Raw genomic sequence first — 20265 nt, 5'->3', positions numbered from 1 at the left:
AACTGCTTCAAGTCGGGGCGGTCTCGAATCGCTTGATTGCACTCAAGGCTGAGACGGGGCCACATTTCCAGAATCCGCCGCCATGGACACCCGCATTGGCGATGTGGCGCGCTGTTTGGCCGTGCTGCCCCTGTTTCAAGAAATGACCCCCCAGGAGCTGGAGCGCTTGGCGCACGGCTGCCGCCTGCGGCGATTTGGGCGGGGCGACCCCATTTTTCGCGTCGGCGAAGCGTGTGAGGAGTTTCACGCCAGCGTCACCGGCCAAGTCAAGCTGTTTGCGCTGTCGCCAGCCGGACAAGAAAAGGTGATCGAGCTGATCGGCCCCGGCCACACCTTCGCCGAAGCGTTGCTGTTCACGGACAAGCCTTACATCGTCAACGCCCAAGCGCTCACCGATGCGTTGGTGCTCAGCGTTCACAAAGACGCGATCACCGCCGAAATCGCCCGCGATGGCCGTTTTGCGCTGCGCATGTTGGCCGGTATTTCGCGCCGCTTGCACGGCCTCGTGCGCGATGTGCAAGCCTACGCGCTGGACAGTGGCGTGCAGCGTGTCATCGGTTACTTGCTGCGCGAGCTGCCGGAGGGGCCGAACGAAGACACCCCCGCCACGCTCACAGGCAACCACCGCATCAGCCTGCCAGTGAGCAAGGCAACGATTGCGTCGCGGCTGTCGCTCACGCCGGAGTATTTTTCCCGCGTGCTGCGTGAGCTGGAGGCCCACGGCCTGATCGAGATGGACAAGCGCGACATCCTCATCCCCGACGTGCATCGCTTGGCCGACTACTTCCACCACCAAGGGCGCTGACATGCTGTTGAACGCGCAAGCGCTGGCGGCGGAACGCCAAGGCCGTCGGTTGTGGGGGCCGCTGGATTGCACGCTGCACGCGGGTGAAGCGTTGCATGTGCGCGGCCCGAACGGCTGTGGCAAAACCACGCTGCTGCGCACGCTGGGGGGCTTGCGTCCGCCGCTGAGTGGTCGGGTGCAACGCCACGCGCCGCTGTGGAGCCTGGGCCACGCTTGCCCGCTGGCCGACGAGCTGGGCGCGTTGGACAACCTCAGCACCTGGTTGGACATGGCCGGCGCCCCGCCCGCGCCCGACGCTCTGCGCGACTGGTTGCGCCGCTGGAGCCTGCCAGCGCGGCGCCCGGTGCGCCAGCTTTCTGCCGGGCAGCGCCGCAAACTGCATCTGGCGCCGTTGCACCTGGCGCCGCGCCCGCTGTGGTTGTTGGATGAACCGTTTGATGCGCTCGATGCCGCTGGCGTCGCTTGGCTCACCGAGGCGACGCGGGCGCATCTGGCCAACGGCGGCGGCGTGGTGCTGACGGCGCATCACGCCCTGCCGGACGATTTCCCCGCCTGCACGCCGCTCGATTTGGGAGCTTCGGCATGAGCTGGCGCCGCGCCCTGGCCGCCACGCTGCGGCGCGAATGGCGCCTGGCGGTGCAGCGCCCCGGCGATTGGGCCTGGCACGCCGGTTTTTTTGTGATGGTGGCCAGCTTGTTTCCTTTGTCGCTGCGGCCCGATCCGGCCACGTTGCGGGTTTTGGGGCCGGGGGTGCTGTGGGTCGGGGCTTTGCTGGCGGTGTTGCTGGCCAGCGCACGGTTGTTTCATGACGATGTGCGCAGCGGTTGGCTCGATCAAGCCGTGCTCGCCTGCGCTGCGCTGGAGATGCCGCTGGCGGTGTGGGTCGCCGCCCGGTTGGCGGTGCATTGGGCCTTGACGGCGGGGCCGGTGTTGCTGGTGGCGCCGCTGGTGGCGCTGCAATTCGGCCTGAGTGCCCCGGCGCTGGTGGTGCTGTGGTTCGGGCTGGTGCTGGGCACGGGCGTGCTGGTGCAACTGGCGGGCGTGGCCGCTGCCCTGGCCGCCGGGGTGCGGCAGGCGGCGTTGCTCACGCTGTTGATCGTGCTGCCCTTGGCGGTGCCGGTGCTGGTGTTTGGCACCTTGGCGGTACACGCCGCGCAGGCCGGGCGGCCGGTGGCGGCGGAGCTGTCCTTGCTCGGGGCGGTGTTGGCGCTGTCCTGCGTGGTGGGGCCGGTGCTGGGGGCGTTGGCGCTGCAATCGGCCAGCCAAAACTGAATTTCAACCAGGAAACCATCGAACCATGTGGGCCCGCCTGCTGTTTTATTTCGCCAGCCCGATGCGCTTACACGCGCTGGCGCGGCGCCTCACCGGCCCGTTGCTGGGGCTGGCGTTGGCGCTGCTGCTGCCGGGGGCGTGGCTCGGTTTCGTCGCCACGCCAGCGGATGCCGTGCAAGGCGAGGGCTACCGCCTGCTCTACTTGCATGTACCCGCTGCGTGGGTGAGCATGTTGGCTTATGCGGGCATGGCGCTGTGGGCCTTCGTCGGGCTGGTGTGGCACACCAAAAGCGCCTTTTTGATGGCCCACGCTTTGGCACCGACCGGGGCGCTGTTCGCCGCCTTGAGTTTGATCACCGGCGCCCTGTGGGGTCGCCCGATGTGGGGCACTTGGTGGGTGTGGGATGCGCGGCTGACCTCCTCGCTGCTGCTGCTGTTCCTCTACATCGGCTACCTCGCCTTGCTGAACGCGCACGAAGACCGCCAGCGCGCCGACCGCGCCTGCGCCGTGCTGGCCCTGCTGGGGGCGTTCAACCTGCCGGTGATGTATTTCTCGGTGCGCTGGTGGAACACGCTGCACCAAGGGGCGAGCGTCACGCTTGGCCAATCGAGCTTGGCGCCGGCGATGCTGGCCGCCCTGCTGCTGATGGTGGGCGCCGCGTGGGCCTACGCCGCTGCCACCGTGCTACGCCGGGTGCAAATATTGATCGAGGAGCGTGAGGCCCACGCCCGCTGGCTGGAGGCGCTGCACCATGTTTGACGCCATCGTGTCCGCCTTCGGCTCCATTTGGTGGTCGGATTGGGCGGCGTTGGGGCAGATGGGGCGGCATGGCGTGTACGTCTGGTCGGCGCTGGGGCTGACGGCCTTGGCCTTGGCTGGCGAATGGTTCGCCTTGCGCCGCCGCGCCCAACGCCTGACCGAACAGCGTTGCGATGACGCTGCCGACGATGTTTCCGCTGAACGCCACTATCCATGACCGCCCGACAACGCCGTTTCCTCCTTCTCGCCCTGGTGCTTGCCGTGCTCGGCCTGGGCGGGGCGCTGCTGCTGCGCGCTTTCCAAAGCAATTTGGTGTTTTTTGTCACCCCTAGCCAAGTGGTGCAAGGTGAAGTGAACCGCGCCGACACACTGCGCCTGGGCGGCCTGGTGCAGCCCGGCTCGATCCATCGGGAGGCCCAGAGCCTGCGCGTGCGTTTTGTGTTGAGCGACGGCGGCCACCAGATCCCGGTGGTGTACGAGGGCGTGCTGCCCGATTTGTTCGTCGCCGGCAAAGGCGCCATCGCCCAAGGCCGACTCGACGCCTCCGGCACCCTGCAAGCCGCCGAAGTGCTGGCCAAACACGATGAGAACTACATGCCCGCAGCCGTCCATGATGCTTTGAAACGCCACGGCGCCAGCGCCCCAGGAAGCCAACCATGACGGGGGAACTGGGCCATTTGTTGCTCATCGTCGCGTTGGTGGCGGCGGCGGTGCAGGCGCTGGCGGGGCTCATTCCGGCCACCGTGACGTTCGCTCACCAGCGCCTGGCCCACACGGCGCTGGGCTGGCAGACGCTGGGTGCGTGGGGCGCGCTGGTGGCGTTGGCGCTGGCGTTTGTGCAGCATGATTTTTCGCTCGCCTACGTCGCCCAGCACAGCCACAGCACCTTGCCGCTGGCCTACTGCGTCGCCGCGACCTGGGGCGGGCACGAAGGCTCCATGTTGCTGTGGGCGGCGGTGCTGACGCTGTGGAGCCTGGCCTCGGCCTGGGCGCTGCGGGAAGCGCCGGCGCGGTGGGGCGTGCGGGTGCTGGGGGTGCTGGGGGTCGTCTCGGTGGCGGTGCTGGCGTTTGTGTTGTTCACCTCCAATCCTTTTGTGCGCCTGTTGCCGGCGTTGGACGAGGGCCAAAGCCTCAACCCGTTGTTGCAAGACCCGGGTTTGGTGTTCCATCCGCCCTTGTTGTACCTGGGCTACGTCGGCACCGCAGTGCCGTTGGCGATGACGTTGGCCACGCTCGCTTATGGTGGGCCGGTGAACTGGGCGCGCCGGATGCGCCCGTTTGTGGCGGTGGCGCTGGGCTTTTTGTCGCTGGGCATTGCGCTGGGCAGTTGGTGGGCGTATTACGAACTGGGCTGGGGCGGCTGGTGGTTTTGGGACCCGGTGGAAAACGCCTCCTTCATGCCCTGGCTGATCCTGGCCGGCTTGATGCACACCCTGGTGGCGCGAGACCTGCGCGGCGGCCAGCCGCACGCCACCGCTTGGCTGGCCATCTTCGGGTTTGCTTTGGCGCTGCTGGGCACGTTCCTGGTGAGATCGGGGGTGTTGACCTCGGTACATGCCTTTGCGTCCGACCCGCGCCGGGGCAGTGTCATGCTGGCCTTGCTGGCGGCCACCTTATTGGTGAGTTTGGGGCTGTGGGCGCGGCACGGGGAGCGCTTGCTGCCGGCGCGCATCGGCACCGGGCAAGCCATGCTCTCGCGGGACAGCTTGTTGACGCTGATGCCGCTGCTGCTCGGTGTGGCCTGCGCCAGCGTGCTGCTCGGCACGCTCTACCCGTTGGCGATGGATGCGCTCGGGCTGGGCAAGTTGTCGGTCGGCGCGCCGTACTTTGATGCGGTGATGGCCCCGTTGTTGCTGCCCGGCGCCGTGTTGCTGCTACCCGCCGCTTGGCTGCGTTGGGGGCGGGATGATGGGGCGGCGTTGTGGCGGCGTTTGCGTCCCACCGCCTGGGCGTTGGGGGTGGGTGCCCTGGCGCTGCCGGCGGCGTTGTGGGGGGCGTGGGGCCGTGTCGAGCTGCTCACCGCGTTGGCGTTGTGGCTGGCGCTGGGCGTGGCGGTCAGCACGTTGCATGGGGCGGTGCAGCGCGGGCGTCAACAAGGGTGGCGCCGTTTTGGTGCTCGACCGGCGGGCATGGTGCTGGCGCACCTGGGCGTGGCGGTGTTCATGGTGGGCGTGGCGATGGTCAAGGGCTACGGCGTGGAGCGCGATGTGCGTTTGGCCCCCGGCGATCACCACCGCCTGGCCGGCTGCGATCTGCACTTCGAGCGCCTCGCCGCCCAGCGCGGCCCGAATTACCAAGCGATGGCGGCCACCTTTCAACTCAACTGCCCCGGCGCGGCCCCGCGCACGTTGGTGACGGAAAAACGCGCCTACGTCGGCTCGGCCATGCCGATGACGGAAAGCGCCATCGACTGGGGCTTCAGCCGCGATTTGTACGTCGCCCTGGGTGAAGCCTTGCAGCCGGATGACCCGCGTTCCGCCTGGAGTGTGCGTGTGCAGCACAAGCCGTTTGTGCGCTGGATTTGGTTCGGCGTGCTCGGCATGGCCTTGGGGGCGTTTTGTGCGGCATGGGGAGCCAAACGAGCATGAAGAACCCGATGAAAACCGGCGTGATCCTCGCCGCCTTGTGCGGGTTGGCGTTGCTGGGGCTGTTGGCGGTGGGGATGCGCCACGATCCGCGTGAGTTGCCCTCGGTGCGCGTGGGCACGCTGTGGCCAGATCGGGCCTTGCCGCAGTTGCTGCAAGCCGGCCTGGTGGACGGGCGGCGGGATTGGCGCGGCCAAGCACGCATCGTCAACGTTTGGGCGAGCTGGTGCGGAACGTGCCGGGAAGAGCATCCGGTGTTGCTTTCGCTGGCGGCGACGCTGCGGGCGCAGGGGCGGGGCGGCCAGCTCATCGGCCTGAATTACAAGGACGATGCCACCGAGGCCCGCGCCTGGCTGCAACGCCTGGGCGACCCGTTCGCCACCTCGCTGGTGGATGCGGACGGGCGCATGGGCATCGAGTTGGGCGTGTACGGCGCGCCGGAAACGTTTGTGGTGGATGCGCAAGGGCGCATCGTGTTTCGGCATGCGGGGGCGCTGACGGCGGAGGTTGTGGCGCGGGAGTTGTTGCCGAGGTTGGTGGCACTCGCCCCCTCTCCCCGGCCCTCTCCCACGAGGGGAGAGGGAGAAATACTGTCAAAGCCCCTCCCCCCTCGCGGGGGAGGGGTTGGGGAGAGGGGGCCGTGGCACCCAGCCGACGACGACCGCCTGCACGCCCTCAGCGCCGAACTGCGCTGTTTGGTGTGCCAAAACGAATCGCTGGCCGACTCCACCGCCGGGCTGGCACTCGACCTGAAACGGGAGATGCGCGAGCACATCCTCGCCGGGGAATCGGACGATGAGATCCGCCGTTTTTTGGTGGAGCGTTACGGCGATTTCGTCACCTACCGCCCGCCGTGGAGCGCCCGCACCGTGCTGCTGTGGCTGGGGCCGCTGCTGTTGCTGCTGGGCGCAGCTTGGGGAGCGTGGCGCCATTTGCAGCGTCAGGCCCAGCGAGCGGCAGTTTCAGCAGCGAATGAGGAGGCCTCGGCATGAACGCTTGGTTGAATCCGCCGCCGTGGCTGCTGCCGTTTTTGGGCAGCGCCGCTGCGCTGGTGGGGATCTTTGGCGCCAGTTTGGTGTGGGCCGTCGGGCGTGACGGTTTGAGCGAGCGCGGCGCTCGGTGGGCGCTGTGGCTGGGTGTGCCGTTGGCGGTGATCGGGCTGTATGCGCTGCTGGGGCACCCTCGGGCCTTGAATCCGGCGGAGCGCGAATCGGCAGCGACGCAGATCGAAGACCGGGTGCAGCGTCTGGCTGAACGCCTGGAGCGCCAGCCCAATGACCCGGAGGGCTGGTTGATGCTGGCGCGCTCGCTGCGAGTCACCGGTCGGACGGCGGAAGCGGCGCAAGCCTACGCCCGTGTCGGCGAACGGGCCACGCAAGATGTGGACGTGCTGACCGATTGGCTCGAAGCCCGCATCCTCAGCGCCGAACATCACTTTGATGACACCAGTGTGGGCCTGCTGCGCCAAGCCGTTTCCCTGGCACCGCAGCACCCGAAGGTGTTGATGTTGCACGGGCTGGCGGCGCTGGATCAGGGCGACATGGCCTTGGCCCGACAAGCCTTCACCCGCCTGCGCGAACAGTACGCCGTCGGCAGCCCGGATCGTCAAGCGCTGGATGGGGCCATCGCTCGGCTGGAACGCGGCGAAGATCCGCGCATGGCTCCGGCACCGGGGCGTTGAAAGCCTGCCCATGAACCTGTCTTTTCCTGTTGAACTGTGTGATGCGCTGATCCACACCCGCCAACACATCGGCCCCAAACATCTGGGGGAACCGGGGCCGGATGCCGCGACGCTGGAGGCGCTGTTTCGCGCTGCGGCGGCGGCACCGGATCATGGCCGCCTGACGCCATGGCGTTTTGTGGTGCTGGGGCCGCAAGCGCGTGAGCGGCTGGGCGAAGTCTTCGCCCACAGCCTGCTGGCGCGTGACCCGCACGCCCTGCCCGAACAACTGGCCGATGCCCGTGCCAAAGCGCAGCGGGGCGCGGTGTTGGTGCTGGTGATCGCCCGCCTCGGCGGTGATGACAGCGACGTGCCGCCCTGGGAGCGCTTGCTGGCTGTGGGGGCGGCGGTGCAAAACGTGCTGCTGGCGGCGCATGCACGCGGCTGGGGCAGTGGTTTGTCGGGCGGGAAGGCGTTGCAGGGCGAGGCCATGCGTCAGGCGTTTGATGTGGCTCCGCACGAACAGGCGGTGTGTTTCATCAGCCTGGGCACGCCGACGCGGGTCAAACCGCCACGCCCCCGACCTGCCGTGGCCGATGGGGTGACGTGGCGAGATTGAGCCTCAAGTACGCTTGGGGAAGTGCAACTGCGCCAACTGTTCGAGCACTTCGCGGCTGCTGGGCTCGCGGGTGGCCACGGCGTACAGATCGAAAAACGGTGCCGCCCGCTTGGTGCAAGCCACCGACGTGAAGCCCGCCGCCCGCAGCGCCGCGATCAACACCTTGGCCGTGAACCCGCACCGGTGGGCCATGAACAGGTTGCCGCGTTGCATCGAGGCCCGGTGGCCGTACAAGATGTCCAACGGCGAGATCGGGCCGGCGGGGGATTTGTAGAGAGGGTCGTCCAGCTTGTCTTCGGCCACGGCGGCGCACACGGATTGCAAATCCGGGCAGGTGATCACCACAAACCCATCGGGGGTGAGCACGCGCCGAAACTCGGCCAGCGCCACCGGCACTTCGTGCGGGTACAGGTGTTCGATGTTGTGGCTGGAAAACACCGCATTCACCGACGCCGATGCCACGGCTGACATGTCCGTCATGGTGCCGACGATGTCGGGGCGGGCGGCAGGGTCGATGTCAAAACGCCGCTCTTGCCAGTCGGGGGTGTTGAAGCCTGCGGTGGTTTGGTCTTTGCGCTTGGAACCGCAGCCCACGTGAAGAAAAGTACGCACAAGATGCTCCGTTGTAAGGAACGCCACCCCCATGGGTGGCGCATTCGCGAGGCTACACCACTGCTTTGTGTTACTTCTTGTTTTGCAATGTGTAAATTCCCGTCAATCCCAGTGTCAGCGCCCGGAAAATGCGCAGCCAAGGGGCGCAAGCCCAGCGCCCGGCTGAGTTGGAATCAAGGGAATTGACATGCACCATCGGTTATGGGCCCTTCTGGGGGCTGCGGTTGCTCTGAACGGATGCGGAGGCGGTGACGACGCAGACATCTGCACCACCGATACCACCACCTTGCGCGCCACGGCCCAAGCGGCTGAGGCGGATCACTCATCGCATGTACTGCTGGCGCAGGCCCTGGCCAGCACTGCCGAGGCCCACACTGCCGCCAACGGCACCCGCTTGGTCGCCACTGCCGAAGCCACCACGGTGCGCTGGTCGGCGGCCAACAGCGGCCTGCCTAAAACGGCCACCGATCTGCGCGGGGTGAGTGAAGTGGTCATTCCGAGCGGCACCACCGTCATTCTGGACATGGATCCGCCCAGCCTGCCAGCCTTGACCATCAAAGGCGCATTGGTGTTCGAAGACCGGCGCGACGTGAAACTCAGTGCCCGCAACATTTTGCTGACCGGGCGTTTGGAAATCGGTAGCGCTGCGGCGCCTTTCACCCACCAAGCCACCATCACCCTGACCGGGCTACGCACCAACACCGACACCACGGTGGACAACGACGGTATTTCTCGGGGGTTCAATGTGGTCGGCGGGTCGCTGCTGCTGTATGGCCAGTTCACGGGGCCGACGTGGACACAGCTCAACCAGCATCTGCCCTCATACACCCGCACGGCCACGCTGAAAAACGGCGTCTCCTGGCGCAAAGGCGATCAGCTCATCTTCGCTCCGACCGACTTCTATCAACAAGCGACCACCGAGCAAGTCACGCTGGCGCAAAACGCCAGTGGCACCAACATCACACTGGGCTCCGGGCTGAAGACTGCACGCTGGGGACGGCTCCAGTACCTCACCGACCAAGGCATGAGCTTGCAGCCGCAAAGCAGCTTTGCCCCGCCTTCCACCCCGTTCCCCACGGTGCTGGACTCACGCGCTGAGGTCGGCAACCTGTCCCGGCGCATCGTCATTCAGGGCGCCAATGACGACGCTTGGAATCACCACGGGTTCGGCGCACACATGCTGATCATGGGCTTGGATTCCAAGGTGGTGGTCGATGGCGTCGAGTTTCGCCGCGTTGGCCAGGCAGGCAAACTGGCACGCTACCCCATCCACTGGCACCTCTTGAGTTATGACATCAACACGGGTCTCCAGCGCGGTGACGCCACCGGCCATGTGATCCGCAACAGCGCCATTTGGGACTCGGCCCAGCGCTGCATCGTCATCCATAGCACCAACGGCGTGCAGGTGCGCAACAACATTTGTTACAACATCAAGGGCCACGCCATTTTCTTGGAGGATGCTACCGAGCGGCGCAACGTCATCTCTGACAACTTGGTGCTCAAGGTGCGTTCGCCTAACGCCGACAAACTGCTCAAGGTGCATGAGGGCTCGCAGGTGTACGAGGCCGGCCCTTCCGCAGTTTGGATGACCAACCCAGACAACACCCTGACCAACAACCACACCGGCGATGCCCTGGGCAACGGTTTGTGGCTGGCGTTTCCGGAACGCACGCTGGGGCTGTCTCGCAAAGTGGCGCTGTACCCGCGTTTCATCAAGCTCAAGCAGATTGAAGGCAACGTGTCTCACTCCACCGGCGGCCCTGGCCAGTTGATGGATCTGACGCCGCAAGACGATAACAATGCTCGTCCCGAAGCCAGCCCGGGCACACTCGTCTCCACCGCCTACAACCCCATGGGCGACAGCAAGCCGTGTTACGACGGCAACGGCAATTTCTGGGATTACTGTGGCCGTCAGACCACCTTCACGGTCAAGGGCAGCACGATTTACAAAACTGGCATCGTCGGGGCGACCGGGGCCTATCGCAACCACACCGGCAAACCCAACTACCAAGAGTGGGTCACGGCGGACAACGCTGGCACCTATTTCGCTGGCGCTGTCACGAACGGTGTGATCCAGCGCGTGCTGCTGGTGGGGCACAGCCTGAACGTCGGCAAGGGGTATCCGAGCCGGGTGACGCCCCCCGTGGGCCTGGCCACCTACCACTCGGCGGTGGACATGAAGAACAACGTCTTCGTCAACTTCCCCTTCAAGAAAGACACCCCCAGCGGTGCTTTCATGACGGACGATTACTACCTGCGTCCCTTGGAGAAAGGCACGATCCGCAACAACGGCAACCGCATGATCAACAGCCACCCGGGCTACCGCAGCTTGCCGCCGATGTTGCAGGCCGTCCACAACCGGGCCGAAAACTGGGTGCTTTCTGGGGCGCTGTGGGATCCCTACGGTTACTGGGGCCCGAAAAACTACTACGTGGTTCACAACGTACCGTTCTTGACCAGTGGCCGGCGCTGTGTGGCGCTGGACGGCAGCACCGCTGGCGATGGCCTCAACGGCAGTGCGTGTGAAGGCCCGTACTACGGTGTCTCCAGCTTCCAGACGGATGTGGACAGCTCGCGCTTTACCTTCTCGGCGGCCATGCGCGTGGAACGCCAAAACGAGGCCGGGGACACCCTCATCGACGTTTGGAACATCGACGACGGTTACGACAAGTGGGTGGACAGCCAAGGCGTGACGCAAAACTGCGATTTCCGCAACCCGCCGCCCGACGGCTATGCCTGTTCGTGGAAGTTGGGTTGGATGCGCCACTTTGCCGTGGTGCCCAAGGGGCGTTATGCCCTGCGTTTCCCGACCCATGCGCGCCAACCGCGTTTCGTCACGTTCGACGTGGACAACGCTTATCGCACCACCGATGAATTCGTGATCGCCATCCCGTTTGATGGCCGGTTCACGGCGGCGGGTTACATCATCGCGGGGCGGCGCTTTAACCGGGAATATCCGCTGCTCGATGCCGCCAACAACCCGGACAGCACCGACGCCACCCCCACCGCCACGCGCTACTTCGTCCACGCCAACTCACTCAACGAGGTGATGGCCGACCGCACGGGCAAGCTGGTTTGGCAGGATCGGGGCAGCAACCTGCTGTGGATTCGTTACACCGGTTCGGTGTATTCGGCCCAAGCGCAAGCCAAGGAGTCACCGCGCTCGGAGGCCGGGTTGAACTACGCCTCGTCGGTGTTTGTGTACCCGCAAGGCGCGTGTGCGGGCATGGACCGTTCCCAGTTCGACGCCTGTTTGGCTTCCATCCAAGCCATGTGAGGGTGTCAGGGCGATGCCGGGCGCTGACGTGCCTGGCGCGCCACTTGGGCGATGTTGCGCACAAACCGAGGCCACAAAGCGCGGGGGAAATCGTGGCCCAACCCGGGAATCTCGTCGTAGATCGCCCCGGGGATGCGCCGGGCCAAGTCGCGCCCGGCGCCCACGGGCACCATCACATCGTCGCTGCCGTGGATCACCACGGTGGGCACATGGATGGTGCGCAGCAGCGGCGTGCAATCGCCATCGGACACCACCGCCGCCATCTGGCGAGACAGCGCCTGCGGTCGGTAGGATCGTTTCAACCCCGCTTCGACCCGTTCGCGCAGCTCGTGGGTCGGCTCGGGAAAGCCGGGGCTGCCGATGGCGCTGTACAAATTGACGAAGTGTTGCACCAGCGCCTCCGACTGATTCCACGAAGGCGGCTCCATCTGCAAGCGGCTCAACAGCAACGGTGAGGCGCGGGGCACCCAGGGCGAACCGGTGGTGGTCATCATCAGCGTCAAACTGCGCACGCGCTGCGGATGGCGGGCCACCAGGTGCTGCGCCACCATGCCCCCCATGGACACGCCGCACACATGGGCGCTGGGCACTTCCAAGGCCGTGAGCAGGGCGGCGGCATCGTCGGCCAAATCGGCCAGGGTGTAGGGCACCATGGCACTGGCCCCGAAGGTGCGCCACAGCACCGCTTGCACCAGCCCGGCTTGGCCATGCGAGTCCATCGACTCGCTCAAACCCATGTCCCGCAGATCGAAACGGATGACGTGGAAACCCGCCTCCACCAGTTGATCGATCAGGCCACGCGGCCAGTCCGTCAACTGCATGGCGAAGCCCGGGATGAGCAGCAAGGGTTCGGCGGTGGGTGGGCCATCGCGCACCACGTGCAGCGTCACACCGTTGGCATGGAGGTTTTGCACACGCTGCGCGTGTACCGGGCGGTGGGTGTGAGAGGGTTTTGACATGGTCGGAGTGTCCGCGAAGCAGGTTTCCTCTGCGGGCTCCAGGCGTTCTTCGGCGGCTGCGGCGGAAGAAATCGACGGCGAATGCTTGTCCATGCCCTTTTTATACTCGGACGATGCTTCAACCCTCCGCCAGCACCGTGCCTTGTGTGCGCCAGTACCGCCAATCTCTGCTATGGCCGTTGCGGCTGGTGCCCCCGCGTGGGCAAGAAGAAACGGGCTCCGCGCTGCGCCGGCCTTGGCAGGCCATCGGTGCCAGCTTGGCCCCCGGAGCCGTCAACCCTTGGCAGGCGGTGGCCAATGGGTTCAGCCCATCGGGGCAGGATTTTCACGAACGGCACTACCACGAGTTCGTCACCTTCTTGCCTTTTGTGCAGCGTTTCCTGTTCGGTGAGGTGGACGCCAACGGCCAACCCGACGCCGCCATGCAAGTGCTGCGTCGCCAAGACGTGGCCGCCGTGCGCGTGGTGCTGCATCCAGAGGCCGCGCCCATCACCTTGCAGGTGCAGCAGGTGGCGCTGTATTTCTTTTTCGATGTGGGTCAGGTGTTGCTGCACGTCGAGCTGGCAGGCGCCGAGTTGAGCTTGCCGCAGGCGCAAGAACTGTTGTACCGCCTGGGCCGGGGTTATCCGAGCGGTTGGGACGCCAGCGGTCGGGCGATGCACTCACCGGTGAGCATGGAATGGCTGGATGCGCAGGGCGACGTGTTGGTGGCGTCCGACGCCCAAGCGCGTGAGCGGTTCCTCACCCAGGTGGGGGAACAGCGCGCCCCGCGCATCGCTGCCGATTGGGCCTGGCTGCTGCAACCGCTGGTGCCCGATGGCCTGCCCGCTGCGGACGATCCGGGCCATGCCTGGCGCTTTCGCCAAATCGAGTACTACCGCATGCCGGTGATGGCGTGGCTGGCGTTGGACGATCCCCGCGCCTTGAGCCGGGCGGATTTTGTGCGCTTGGGTCTGGTCACGGGGGCGCCGGCACAGGGAGCGCAGCTCCCTTACGCTGAAGCCCATCTGGCCGATTTTGAAGCGCGTTATTGCTACGACCGTTTCTGGGCCGACGAAGGCCCCGCCCCGCGCACGCGCTACCTGATTTGCGGCCATGCGCTGGTGGTGGTCGGGGATGCGCGCTCGGCCTTTTTCACCTGCGGCCAGCATGGCGTGTTGGCGCAGTTTCGCCATGAGCATTTTTTGCTGTTCTTGATCGCGCACTTCCAGAAAGCGGCGCTGCTGATGGTGGCGGATCGGCTGGCCCAAGCCCTCAAAGCCTTGGATGTGGGCGACGCCGACAGCGTGCGCCGTTTCAAGCGCCACATCCGGGCCGCGTTCGAGGGGTTTTTGCGCTTCACGCACCGTTACTGGTTCCGCGATGTGGCCGAACAAGCCCAAGCCCGCGCCATTTTCCAGATGACCAGCCAGCATTTGGGCACGGAACGGCTGTACGGTGAAGTCAAAGAGCGCATCCGCGACATGAGTGACTACCTGGACGCCGACAGCATTCGCCGCCAAGCCAACACCGTGGTGCGGCTGACGGTGGTCACCATCCTGGGCATGATCGGCACGACGACGACGGGTTTTCTCGGCATGAACTTGCTGGACGAGGCCGGCAGTTCCCCCGAGCGGCGGGTGCTGTTTTTCCTGGCTGTGGCCACATTGAGCACGCTGTTGACGTTCTACACCATCACCAAATCCAAACGCCTGTCGGATTTTCTGGACGCACTCAGCGACGAGCGCCTGAGTTTTTGGCAAAAGATCGGCGTGCTTTTTGGGGTGTGGCGCTGAGTCGCCGGGGCCCCTGCAAATTTCCTCAAGCGGCCTGCAAAAAATCATCAAACCGCTGCGCGGCGGGCGTGCCTACAGTGCCGCTCTCTGTCCGCCTTTGTTGCAGGCCCCGCCATGACGCTTGTTCCTTCCCCCGCCGCCTCAGAGCTGGCCGCGCGCCGCGCCGAGGTGGTCACCGCGCTGCGTGCGGTGCTGCCCGTTCACGCGCTGCTCTGGCACGATGCCGACACCACCCCTTACGAGTGCGACGGCCTGACCGCCTACCGTCAACGCCCCCTGGCCGTGGCCTTGCCCGACACCGAAGCGCAAGTCGCCGCCGTGCTGCGCACCTGCCATGCGCTGGGCGTGCCGGTGGTGGCGCGGGGCGCAGGCACGGGCTTGTCCGGTGGGGCGATGCCACATGCGCTGGGGGTCACCCTGTCGCTGGCGCGGTTCAACCGCATTTTGGGCGTCGATCCGCTGGCGTGTACCGCTGTGGTGCAAGCCGGCGTGCGCAACTTGGCGATCAGCGAGGAGGCCGCACCGTTTGGGCTGTATTACGCGCCCGATCCATCGAGCCAAATCGCTTGCACCATCGGCGGCAACATCGCTGAAAACTCGGGCGGCGTGCATTGCCTGAAATATGGCCTGACGCTGCACAACGTGCTGCAAGTGCGCGGCTTCACGGCGGCGGGCGAGCCCATCACCTTTGGCAGTTTGGCGCTGGATGCACCCGGCTTGGATGTGCTGCCGCTGGTGATCGGCAGTGAGGGCATGTTGGCCGTCATCACCGAAGTGACGGTCAAACTCGTGCCTAAACCGCGTTTGGCCCGCTGCTTGATGGCGAGTTTCCCGACCGTCGAAGCCGCTGGCGAGGCGGTGGCGGCGGTGATCGCCGCCGGCATCATCCCGGCGGGCTTGGAGCTGATGGACAAGCCGATGACGGCGGCTGTCGAAGATTTTGTGCATGCCGGTTATGACCTGGACGCTGCCGCCATCTTGCTGTGCGAAAGCGACGGCACGCCGGACGAAGTGGCCGAAGAAATCGAGCGCATGAGTGCGGTGTTGCGTGCGGCGGGGGCGAATCGTCTGGAGGTCAGCCAAGACGAAGCGCAACGCCTGCGCTTTTGGAGCGGGCGCAAAAACGCCTTTCCCGCTTCGGGGCGCATCAGCCCAGATTACATGTGCATGGACTCGACCATCCCGCGCAAGCGCTTGGCCGACATCCTGCGCGCCATCGCCGAAATGGAGCAGAAATACGGCCTGCGCTGCTGCAACGTTTTCCACGCGGGCGACGGCAACCTGCATCCGCTGATCCTGTTCGATGCGAACGACCCGGATCAACTGCACCGCTGCGAACAATTTGGCGCCGAGATTTTGGAAACCAGCGTCGCGCTGGGGGGCACCGTCACGGGTGAGCACGGTGTCGGCGTGGAAAAGCTGAACTCGATGTGCGTGCAATTCAGCGCCGAGGAGCGCGAACAGATGTTCGCCATCAAACGGGCGTTTGACGAGCGCGAGCTACTCAACCCCGGCAAGGTCATCCCGACTTTGCACCGCTGCGCCGAATACGGTCGGCTGACGGTGCGCCGTGGCCTGTTGCCCTTCCCTGAACTGGAGCGTTTTTGATGGCGCTGACGACCCAAGACCCGGCGCTGGCCCGCCTGATCGAACACCTGAACGACGCCCGGGCGCGGCGCGTGCCCGTGGCGATCGTGGGCGGCGGCACCAAGGCGTTTTATGGCCAAGCCTTGCAGGGCACGGCGCTGGATGTGAAACCCTTGCGCGGCATCAGCCAATACGAGCCGAGCGAATTGGTGATCACCGCCCGCGCCGGCACGCCGCTAGCCGAACTGGAAGCCACGCTGGCCGAGCGCGGCCAGTGCCTGCCGTTTGAGCCGCCGCACTTTGCGGCGGGGGGCACCGTCGGCGGCATGGTGGCCGCAGGGTTGGCCGGCCCGGCGCGTGTGGCCGTGGGCACGGTGCGGGATTACGTGCTGGGCGCCACCGTGCTCAACGGTCGGGGCGAGCTGTTGAGTTTTGGCGGCCAGGTGATGAAAAACGTCGCCGGTTACGACATGGCGCGCAGCTTCGCGGGTTCGCTCGGGGTGCTGGGCGTGATCTGTGAGGTGTCGCTCAAGGTGCTGCCGCTGCCGGCGGCGCGGCGCACCGTGGTGTTCGAGTGCGCCCAAGCCGACGCCCTGGCGCAGTTGGCACGCTGGGCCAGCCAGCCGTTGCCGATTCAGGCCAGCGCGTGGCACGCGGGGCGGCTGTCGGTGCGCTTGGCGGGGGCGCATGCGGCGGTGGTGGCCGCGCAGGCGCAGTTCATCGCGCAGGGCGCACAAGTGTTGCCCGATGAGGAGGCCGACGCCTGGTGGCGCAGCGTGCGCGATCAACAACACCGGTTTTTTGCGCTGGATGTGTTCCAACGGGCGGAGGGTTGGCGTTTGTGGCGCCTGTCCGTGCCGCGCACCGCGCCGCCGCTGGCTGGTGACGAGGACACCTTCATCGAATGGCACGGCGCCCAATGCTGGCTGCGCAGCCAGCGCCCCGCCAGTGCGCTGCGTGACGCGGCGCAGCGCGTGGGCGGCCACGCCACCCTGATGTGCGGCGGCGACGGCCACGAACCCGTGTTCACCCGCCCCGATCCGGCGCTGTGGCGCATCCATCAAACGCTCAAGCGGGCGTTCGATCCCCAGGGGGTGTTCAACCCCGGTCGGCTCTACCCTGATTTGTGAGGCCGCATGCAAACCCATCTCGCGCCTGAATTTGCCGGCACGCCCGAGGGCGAGGCCGCCGAAGCCATCCTCCGCAAATGCGTGCATTGCGGTTTTTGCACCGCCACCTGCCCCACTTACCAACTGCTGGGCGATGAGCTGGACGGCCCGCGTGGCCGCATCTACCTGATGAAACAGGTGCTCGAAGGCGCTGAGGTCACGCGCTCGATGCAACAGCATCTGGACAAGTGCCTGACCTGCCGCAACTGCGAAAGCACCTGCCCCAGCGGCGTGCAATACGGCCCATTGGTGGAGATTGGTCGGCGCATCGCCGATGCCAAGGTGCAGCGCCCCACCGGCGAGCGCCTGGTGCGCTGGGCGCTGCGGGAAGGGTTGACGTCGCCACTGTTCCCGCTGGCGATCCAAGCCGGGCAAGCGTTGCGACCGTTGCTGCCCACAGCGTTGCAAAACAAAGTGCCGGCTGCCAGCCCTGCACCCCAAGGGCGTTGGCCGACGCGCACCCACGCCCGCAAGGTGTTGTTGCTGGCCGGCTGCGTGCAACCCACGCTGATGCCCAACATCAACCTGGCCACCGCCCAGGTGCTGGACGCGGTGGGCGTGCAAACCGTGGTCATCGAAAAAGCCAAGTGTTGCGGCGCCCTGCGCAGCCACCTCAGCGACCCGGAAGGCGGCCTGGACGACGCCCGCCGCAACATCGACGCTTGGTGGCCGTGGATTGAACGCGGCGAGGTGGAGGCCCTCGTCATGAATGCGTCGGCGTGCGGGTTGGCGGTGAAGGAGTACGGTCACGCCCTGGGCCACGATGCGGCTTATGCCACCAAGGCGGCGCGGGTGGCGGCGCTGGCGCGTGATCTGTCCGAACTGCTGCCGGAGCTGGTGCCGGTGCTGCGAGAGCGGCTGCGTCCGGTGCAAGAAGGTCGGCCGGTGAAGCTGGCGTTTCATCCGCCGTGTACGTTGCAACACGGGCAAAAGCTGCGCGGCGGGGTGGAAACGCACCTGGCGGCGCTGGGGTTTGAAGTGCATGTGGCGCAGCGCGAAAGCCACCTGTGCTGCGGCTCGGCGGGCACCTACAGCGTGTTGCAACCCGACTTGGCCTACGAACTGCGCGACCGCAAGTTGCGCCACCTGGCGGAGTTGGCACCGCAGGCCATCGTGTCGGCCAACATCGGCTGCATTCAGCATTTGCAGACGGGCACACAAACACCGGTGCGGCATTGGGTGGAGGTGCTGGCGGAGCGGTTGGGGTGATTCCCCTGGCCGCCTTGACCCACCGACAACCGCTGGCACAGCAACGGCGCCCAAGACTCGACAATGCAAGTTTCACGGCGCACGCGCCATGCACGCAAAGGAGAGTTCCCCATGCATCCATCACTTGCTGCCGGATGGCGCGCGTGTTTTCTCGGGGTGGGATTGGCCTGGAGTGGGCTGGCCTGTGCCGCCACGGCGGCGCCTGCTGCGCTGCATGGTGTGGCCACGCTGCCCACGCCGCCTGTGTTGTACGTGCTGCATGGCGCGGTGCAGCGGTTTTCCGGCATCGTGTTCGCGCCTGAATCCGAGGTGGCCGATGTGGGGGCCCAGCTCGACACCCCCTCCAGCGTCGCCCAACTCAGCGGCGATGGGCAGAGCTGGGATCTGGCGATCGACGCCCGCACCCTGCCGGCCCACAGCACCCTCACCCTGCCCATGAGCGTGACCCGCCCTTCTCACCAATGGGCACAAACGCTGAATGTGCGCGTCAAAGTGCTGCCTGCCCAGGTGCGGCGCCTGGTGGTTCCCGCACAGGGCGCGAAGGTGAGCATCGGGCGCGTGGTGGTGCGATTTCCCGCCGCCGCAGCGGCACGCGCCGTCGTCATTCGCCATGGTTTTTTACCGCAGCGCACGCTCGGCAAATCCGCCCAAATCACCGTGGTGGAGGCCGCCGATGGGGCTGACGTGCGCCATCGCATTGAGCCGCAAGCGGAACGCCCTGCGGTGGCCGCTGCAACCACCGACCAAGCAGCCGCCAGCTTGACCGATGCACTCAACGCCACCCTCCCTTACGCCACCGACGCGGCCCAACTCGGCCACGTTTGGATGGACTACTGGGCCAACTTCATCCGCGATGGCCAGCGGCGTTTGCCCGTCAACGATCCGGGTGGGGCCACGCCCGTGTCCAGCCCATCGGCGCGGCTCAACGGCCTGGTGCCACCGAACACCTGGGCCCCAAGTGCTTGGCAAGGCGTGACGCCGGTGCTGTTCGTCCACGGCTATCAGATGCACTTGCCCGCCGATGCGCCTTACTTCGGCGGGGGCTTGGACACCTTCGGCTACTTTCCCGATTTGGTGCGGCGCTACGTCGGCGCCAAGGGGCAGCGCTTTGCCCCGTTCGAATTCATGTGGAACACCGATGCCCAGTTCACCGTGGCCGCTGCGGACTTGGTGCGCGCCATCACCCTGATTTATGAAGCCACCGGCCAACCCGTCACCGTGGTCGCCCACTCCTTCGGCGGGGTGCTGACGCGGGCAGCGGTGCAGGGGCTGGCCGATGGGGGGCTGGCGGGGTTGTCGGGCAAGGTGAATCGGGTGCTGAGTTTGGGCTCGCCGTTGTCGGGCATCGCCGATGTGGCGGGGCTCAAGCATGGCGTCAAACTGCCGGCAGGGCAGGATTCGCTGCTGTTCGAAGCCTGCGACCAAATCTCTTGCCACGCCGCTGGTGAGCCCGTGGCCTTCCCCAAATCCGAACGTGTACGCTTGGGTTTGGCGCTGCAACCCGGCCAAGACGTGGCGAACATTTCACTTCAGCGGGCTCAACTTCCGGCCCTGCGTTGGGTGCAGGGCATTGGCAACGTCCAATACCAAAAGCTGCTGGGGGATGCGTGGTACTTCGGTTCCGGCGACAACCTGATTTCCCACCGAGGCCAACGCTTTTTCCCTGAGCTGGGGGTGAGCAGTTTGAACACCTGGGTGAGCTGGGGCACCCAGGGTTTCAAGTACAAAGAGCAGATGCTGGGCTGGAAGGGGGGGATGCGTGCGGTGCGTCCGGATCAAGTGGTGAACGCGGCGGCGCTGGTGGCCGCCGACCCATGGGGGCGTGAGTACGCCCATTCACCGATTTTGATCACCGGCGACGTGGCCGCCGCCGAAGCCTGGGTGCCACACGACGAAGGCGGCTGCGCCCTGCCCGCGACGTGCAAACACGCCAGTTGGCGTTTGTGGGTGGAGTTGCAGACCGCCGCCCCATAACG

18 protein-coding genes are annotated in these 20265 nt (G+C 66.1%); 16 read left to right on the top strand and 2 right to left on the bottom strand.

Features of this window, described 5'->3' with window-relative positions:
* The first annotated feature begins 82 nt into the window (after positions 1 to 82).
* The 10 genes from VITFI_RS17305 to VITFI_RS17260 are packed head-to-tail and all read left to right on the top strand — an operon-like array spanning position 83 to position 7701.
* Entirely contained in the window at positions 83 to 805 is a 723-nt protein-coding gene (locus tag VITFI_RS17305) for a Crp/Fnr family transcriptional regulator (RefSeq protein ID WP_089418398.1), read from the top strand.
* 1 nt (position 806) lies between these two features.
* Positions 807 to 1391, top strand: coding sequence for a heme ABC exporter ATP-binding protein CcmA (gene ccmA, locus VITFI_RS17300; RefSeq protein ID WP_089418397.1), 585 nt, complete (start codon positions 807 to 809; stop codon positions 1389 to 1391).
* Positions 1388 to 2077, top strand: a complete 690-nt coding sequence (locus tag VITFI_RS17295) for a heme exporter protein CcmB (protein WP_089418396.1) — start codon at positions 1388 to 1390, stop codon at positions 2075 to 2077. Before ccmA ends, VITFI_RS17295 begins: the two co-directional genes overlap by 4 nt.
* Before the next feature lie 25 nt (positions 2078 to 2102).
* Positions 2103 to 2837 (top strand): heme ABC transporter permease CcmC, encoded by a 735-nt coding sequence (gene ccmC, locus VITFI_RS17290; protein WP_089418395.1) that lies wholly within the window; start codon positions 2103 to 2105, stop codon positions 2835 to 2837.
* Positions 2830 to 3054 (top strand): heme exporter protein CcmD, encoded by a 225-nt coding sequence (ccmD, locus tag VITFI_RS17285; RefSeq protein WP_089418394.1) that lies wholly within the window; start codon positions 2830 to 2832, stop codon positions 3052 to 3054. The genes ccmC and ccmD overlap by 8 nt, the downstream gene beginning before the upstream one ends.
* Positions 3051 to 3497, top strand: coding sequence for a cytochrome c maturation protein CcmE (gene ccmE / locus VITFI_RS17280; protein ID WP_089418393.1), 447 nt, complete (start codon positions 3051 to 3053; stop codon positions 3495 to 3497). The genes ccmD and ccmE overlap by 4 nt, the downstream gene beginning before the upstream one ends.
* On the top strand, positions 3494 to 5425 hold the full coding sequence (locus tag VITFI_RS17275; protein ID WP_089418392.1) for a heme lyase CcmF/NrfE family subunit: 1932 nt from the start codon (positions 3494 to 3496) through the stop codon (positions 5423 to 5425). The genes ccmE and VITFI_RS17275 overlap by 4 nt, the downstream gene beginning before the upstream one ends.
* The gene (locus VITFI_RS18810) at positions 5422 to 6414 is read left to right on the top strand and encodes a DsbE family thiol:disulfide interchange protein (RefSeq protein ID WP_157725772.1); all 993 of its coding nucleotides are present in this window, start codon (positions 5422 to 5424) and stop codon (positions 6412 to 6414) included. The genes VITFI_RS17275 and VITFI_RS18810 overlap by 4 nt, the downstream gene beginning before the upstream one ends.
* Entirely contained in the window at positions 6411 to 7103 is a 693-nt protein-coding gene (locus VITFI_RS17265) for a tetratricopeptide repeat protein (RefSeq protein WP_089418390.1), read from the top strand. Before VITFI_RS18810 ends, VITFI_RS17265 begins: the two co-directional genes overlap by 4 nt.
* A gap of 10 nt (positions 7104 to 7113) precedes the next feature.
* Positions 7114 to 7701 carry a nitroreductase family protein gene (locus VITFI_RS17260; protein ID WP_089418389.1) on the top strand — a complete coding sequence of 196 codons (588 nt, stop codon included), beginning with the start codon at positions 7114 to 7116 and terminating at the stop codon, positions 7699 to 7701.
* Between the two features lie 3 nt (positions 7702 to 7704).
* Here VITFI_RS17260 and VITFI_RS17255 read toward each other — a convergent pair whose 3' ends face one another.
* Positions 7705 to 8313: a class I SAM-dependent methyltransferase gene (locus VITFI_RS17255; RefSeq protein ID WP_089418388.1), complete on the bottom strand. Its 609-nt coding sequence runs from the start codon at positions 8311 to 8313 to the stop codon at positions 7705 to 7707.
* Positions 8314 to 8500: 187 nt separating this feature from the next.
* Between VITFI_RS17255 and VITFI_RS17250 the strand changes: the two genes are divergently transcribed.
* Complete coding sequence (locus tag VITFI_RS17250) at positions 8501 to 11590, top strand: G8 domain-containing protein (protein WP_089418387.1); 3090 nt, start codon at positions 8501 to 8503, stop codon at positions 11588 to 11590.
* 5 nt (positions 11591 to 11595) lie between these two features.
* Here VITFI_RS17250 and VITFI_RS17245 read toward each other — a convergent pair whose 3' ends face one another.
* The gene (locus VITFI_RS17245) at positions 11596 to 12642 is read right to left on the bottom strand and encodes an alpha/beta fold hydrolase (protein WP_232476732.1); all 1047 of its coding nucleotides are present in this window, start codon (positions 12640 to 12642) and stop codon (positions 11596 to 11598) included.
* A gap of 20 nt (positions 12643 to 12662) precedes the next feature.
* Between VITFI_RS17245 and VITFI_RS17240 the strand changes: the two genes are divergently transcribed.
* The 5 genes from VITFI_RS17240 (at position 12663) to VITFI_RS17220 (ending at position 20263) form a co-directional block, all read left to right on the top strand.
* The gene (locus VITFI_RS17240) at positions 12663 to 14324 is read left to right on the top strand and encodes a hypothetical protein (RefSeq protein ID WP_089418386.1); all 1662 of its coding nucleotides are present in this window, start codon (positions 12663 to 12665) and stop codon (positions 14322 to 14324) included.
* Positions 14325 to 14438: 114 nt separating this feature from the next.
* A complete protein-coding gene (locus VITFI_RS17235) occupies positions 14439 to 15932 on the top strand; it encodes an FAD-linked oxidase C-terminal domain-containing protein (protein WP_089418385.1) in 1494 nt (497 codons plus the stop codon).
* Positions 15932 to 17041, top strand: coding sequence for a glycolate oxidase subunit GlcE (gene glcE, locus VITFI_RS17230; RefSeq protein WP_089418384.1), 1110 nt, complete (start codon positions 15932 to 15934; stop codon positions 17039 to 17041). The genes VITFI_RS17235 and glcE overlap by 1 nt, the downstream gene beginning before the upstream one ends.
* A gap of 6 nt (positions 17042 to 17047) precedes the next feature.
* Entirely contained in the window at positions 17048 to 18289 is a 1242-nt protein-coding gene (gene glcF, locus VITFI_RS17225; RefSeq protein ID WP_089418383.1) for a glycolate oxidase subunit GlcF, read from the top strand.
* A 111-nt stretch (positions 18290 to 18400) separates the two neighbouring features.
* Entirely contained in the window at positions 18401 to 20263 is a 1863-nt protein-coding gene (locus VITFI_RS17220; RefSeq protein WP_157725771.1) for an esterase/lipase family protein, read from the top strand.
* Positions 20264 to 20265: the final 2 nt, after the last annotated feature.

The organism is Vitreoscilla filiformis, from assembly GCF_002222655.1.
Lineage (GTDB): Bacteria > Pseudomonadota > Gammaproteobacteria > Burkholderiales > Burkholderiaceae_C > Ideonella > Ideonella filiformis.
This window is presented reverse-complemented; position numbering and strand designations above follow the sequence as displayed.